3 protein-coding genes are annotated in these 4,440 nt (G+C 68.1%); 1 reads left to right on the top strand and 2 read right to left on the bottom strand.

What is annotated here, in order from left to right:
- Window positions 1-14 precede the first annotated feature (14 nt).
- Both zwf and tal read right to left on the bottom strand, forming a co-directional pair.
- Entirely contained in the window at window positions 15-1,547 is a 1,533-nt protein-coding gene (gene zwf / locus MJ785_RS06250) for a glucose-6-phosphate dehydrogenase (RefSeq protein ID WP_239308511.1), read from the bottom strand.
- A 152-nt stretch (window positions 1,548-1,699) separates the two neighbouring features.
- On the bottom strand, window positions 1,700-2,809 hold the full coding sequence (tal, locus tag MJ785_RS06255) for a transaldolase (RefSeq protein ID WP_239380176.1): 1,110 nt from the start codon (window positions 2,807-2,809) through the stop codon (window positions 1,700-1,702).
- Window positions 2,810-3,392: 583 nt separating this feature from the next.
- Here tal and MJ785_RS06260 point away from each other — a divergent pair.
- Window positions 3,393-4,325 (top strand): heme o synthase, encoded by a 933-nt coding sequence (locus MJ785_RS06260; RefSeq protein ID WP_239308513.1) that lies wholly within the window; start codon window positions 3,393-3,395, stop codon window positions 4,323-4,325.
- The last annotated feature ends 115 nt before the right edge of the window (window positions 4,326-4,440 follow it).

The following is a 4,440-nucleotide window of genomic DNA, read 5'->3' on the forward strand; positions in this document are numbered from 1 at the left end:
CGCGCTCGCCGGCCTCACGGCCGCCGCCAGCGACGCCCGTCCCGGGCGAGCATCTCGTCGGCGGCGGCCGGGCCCCAGCTGCCGGCCCGGTAGCGGAACGGGACGGTCCTCGCCCAGTAATCCTCCATCGGGTCGATCACCCGCCACGATTCGATCACCTCGGCGTTGTTCGGGAACAGTGTCGCGTCCCCGAGAAGCACGTCGAGGATGAGCCTTTCGTAGGCTTCGGGCAGCGACTCGGTGAACGCCTCACCGAACAGGAAGTCCATGGCGACATCGCGGACCTCCATGGCCGAGCCCGGCACCTTGGACCCGAATTTCAGCGTCACGCCCTCGTCCGGCTGGACCCGGACCACCAGCTGGTTGTGGCCGAGCTCGGTGGTGTCGGTGGTGTTGAAGGGCAGGTGCGGCGCTGGTTTGAACGACACGGCGATCTCCGTCACCCGGCGTGGCAGCCGTTTGCCGGTGCGCAGGTAGAAGGGCACACCAGCCCACCGGCGGGTTTCAATCCCGATCCGGACGGCGGCGTAGGTCTCCGTCCGGGACTCCGCGGGGACGCCGTCTTCCTCGAGATAGCCCTTTACCCGCCGGCCGGCGAGCCAGCCCTGTTCGTACTGGCCGCGGACGGCGTAGCCGGCGAAATCGGCCGGCAGCGAGACCGCCCGCAGCACCTTGAGTTTCTCGTACCGGATGGCCTCGGCGTTGAAGCTCACCGGCTCTTCCATCGCGGTCAGCGCCAACAGCTGCAGCAGGTGATTCTGCAGGACGTCACGGGCCGCGCCGGTTTCGTCGTAGAACCCGGCGCGTGAGCCGATACCGACGTCCTCAGCCATGGTGATCTGGACGGAGTCCACGAAGTGGGAGTTCCAGATCGGTTCGAACAAGGTGTTGGCGAATCGCAGCGCCAGCAGGTTCTGGACGGTCTCCTTGCCCAGATAGTGGTCGATGCGGAATACGTCTTCGGGGGTGAAGACCTCGTCGACCAGCTCGTTGAGCGCGCGGGCCGACTCCTGGTCGTGGCCGAAGGGCTTTTCGACCACGACCCGCCGCCAGCCCCCGGACGCCTCGTTGGATGCCATGCCGGTGCGTTGCATCTGCTTGAGGACGACGGGGAAGGCCGAGGGTGGGATGGACAGGTAGAAAGCCGCGTTCCCCGGGATCCCGTGGGTGTGCTCGAGGTCGAGCAGCGTCTGGGCGAGGGTGTCGAACGCGTGGTCGTCGTTGAACGATCCGGGGACGAGCTTTATCGAGGCGGCAAGGCGTTCCCACACCTCCTCGCGGAACGGTGTCCGCGCCCCCTCCGCCGCGGCCTCCCGGATGATTTCCGCGAAATCGCTGTCGGTCCAGTCGCGCCGGGCGAACCCGAGGAGTACGAAACCCGGTGGCAGCAGGCCCCGGTTCGCCAGATCGTAGACGGCTGGGATGAGCTTCTTGCGGGCCAGGTCACCGGTCACCCCGAAGACCACCAACGCACACGGGTCAGGCAGCCGCGGCAGGCGGCGGTCGCGCGGGTCTCGCAGTGGGTTGGTGTTCACCGTCGGTGTCACCCGAACCCCCTCTGTCCGTCCAGAATCATCGTGGGCAGGTTCAGAACCGTCGCCGGACGGCAACGACGGCAGCAACGGCGGCACCTGTCGCCGCGGGTCCGCAAAGAGCGCCCGAGCCGCCGGCCGCCGCTGGCGGGACGCCTCGCCCCGGGTCAGCCGCCGGCGGCGTCAAGCTGGCCCTCCACCGCCGTGAGCAGCTGGTTCCAGGAATCCTCGAATTTCTCCACGCCCTCGCGCTCCAGCACCTCGACCACGTCGGGGAAGGAGATACCGAGTTCGGTCAGGCGGGCCATCACCGCGCGGGCGTCCTCATAGTACGGTCTGACCGTATCGCCGCTGACCACCCCGTGGTCGGCGAAGGCGTGCAGCGTGGCCTCGGGCATCGTATTGACCGTGCCCGGGGCAATCAGTTCCTTGACATAGATCGTATCTGGCAGTGCCGGGTCTTTCGTGGAGGTCGACGCCCACAGCGGCCGCTGCGGCTTGGCGCCGGCCTTGGCAAGGGCCGACCAGCGCGGGGTCGCGAAGGCCTGCTCGTATCGCTCGTAGGCCAGCCGCGCGTTGGCGATCGCGGCCCTGCCCCGCAGCGCCCGAGCCCCCTCAGTGCCGATTTTTTCCAGGCGGCGGTCCACCTCGCTGTCCACCCGGCTGACGAAGAACGACGCCACCGAGGCGAGGGCGGACAGGTCATGGCCGGCCTGCCGGGCCTGCTCGATGCCGGTCATGAACGCGTCCATGACGGCCTCGTAACGGTTCAGCCCGAAGATCAGGGTGACGTTGACGCTGATGCCCTGGGCGAGGGTGGCAGTGATCGCCGGTAGGCCGGCGAGAGTGGCCGGGATCTTGATGAACAGGTTCGGCCGGTCGACCAGCCACCACAGCGCTCGGGCTTCGGCCAGGGTGCGTTCGCTGTCATGAGCCAGCCGCGGGTCCACCTCGATCGACACCCGGCCGTCCACGCCCGCGCTGGTCTCGTAGGCGGGGCGAAGTACGTCACAGGCGGCGCGGACGTCTGCCGTGGTGATCGCCCGGATGGCCTCACCGACGTCCACTCCGCGGATGGTGAGATCGCGGATCTGCTCGTCATACGCGGACCCGCCGCTGATCGCCTTCTGGAAGATGGTCGGGTTGCTGGTGACGCCGACGACGGCCCGGGTGCGCATCAGCTCGGCGAGGTTGCCGGTGCGTAGGCGGTCGCGGCTGATGTCGTCGAGCCAGACCGCCACTCCGGCGGCGGAAAGCTGGGCCAAGGTGTCGGTCATCGCGGTGTGACGTCCTCTCCACGGGCGTTGGTACATGGTCTGGCACTATCGGGCCGCACCGTACGGGCACGGCCACGCCGACCACCGCGGCGGCAGCTGCGGGCAGGTCGCGGCCTGCCCACGGGGCACCGTCGCGCAGGCCCCGCCGCCGTGCCACCATGATGGCTCTACCCTCTCTCGGTCGCCTCATCCCAGCGTCCGGATACTCGCGGCAGAGTGGGAAAGTTAGCGAGAACACCATCCTTCCGCTACCTCTGTTTGAGAATTTATTCGTCTGATGTGCGCCCGTGGCAGCCTTGGGTGATCGAAGGTCGTGTATTGGCGCTGGTCCGGTGCGTCCTGTACCGCGGTCGTGACCCGAAATTGTGATCTTTTCTGGCCGAATAGTGATCTTGTTTGTCGGTGGGTCGCGTGCCGGGCACGGCATCCGGCAGTTAGACTCCGACACGTCGTAGAACCATGTTGTGAGCCCCGGCCGCGGGGCCTGAGCCTGCGCGGGTGCTCTTCCTCTCCCGCCGATCGCGAGGTCGTCCTGTCCGCCTTGGCCGCGTCCACACCGGTTTCCAGCCTGCCGCAGCGGAACATGCCCGCGCAGCCTGAGCCCGGTGGGCCGGCGGGCCCGGTGAAGTCCCGGCGCCCGGCCGGAGCACTGGCCCGCTCCTACCTCGCCCTGACGAAGCCGCGGATCATCGAACAGCTGTTGATCACAACTGTACCGGTGATGCTGCTGGCCGAACGTGGTCTTCCGTCCCTGTGGCTGGTGCTCGCGACCCTGGTCGGCGGGACCTTCGCGGCGGGCAGCGCGAACACGTTCAACTGCTACATAGACCGCGACATCGACGAGGTGATGGCCCGGACGCGCCGACGGCCGCTCGTCCGGGCAAGCGTCACTCCGGCGGAGGCGCTGCGGTTCGGGATCATGCTCGGGGTGGCCGCCACGGCCCTGTTCGGTTTTGCTGTCAACTGGGTCTCGGCACTGCTCGCCGACGGGGCGATCGTGTTCTATGTCTTCGTCTACACCCTGGGGCTCAAGCGTCGTACCCCGTCCAACATCGTCATCGGCGGCGCGGCCGGGTGCTTCCCGGTGCTCATCGGTTGGTCGGCGGTGACAGGGACGGTCGGCTGGCCCGCTGTGCTGCTGTTCGCCGTGATTTTTTTCTGGACGCCCCCGCACTTCTGGGCGCTCGCCATCAAGTACCGGGACGACTACGCCGCGGCGGGCATCCCCATGCTGCCGGTCGTCGCGTCTGCCGCGGTGGTGACCAGGCGGATGCTCGGCTACTCGTACGTCATGGTGGCCGCTTCCCTGCTGCTCGTCCCCATCGCCCACACGGGATGGCCGTATCTGGCGGTGGCCGCCTCGCTCGGTGGCTGGTTCCTGTTCGAGGCCCACCGGCTGGTCCGCCAGGTCCGCCGGGGCGGGGACATCCAGCCGATGCGGCTGTTCCATATTTCGATCACCTATCTGACGCTTCTGTTCGTCGCGGTCGCGGTCGCGGCGCTCACCGCTTCCTGAGCTGAGCTGAGCCAAGCCGAGCCGCCGACGGCGGTTTCGCCCGCTTCCGCCGGAGCCGGCGGCGCGATTCTCGCCGTGCATGGCGGCGTTTGCCAGCCGTTGCCGGAAGTTGATG

It is taken from the genome of Protofrankia sp. CiT1, assembly GCF_917627335.1.
Lineage (GTDB): Bacteria > Actinomycetota > Actinomycetes > Frankiales > Frankiaceae > Protofrankia.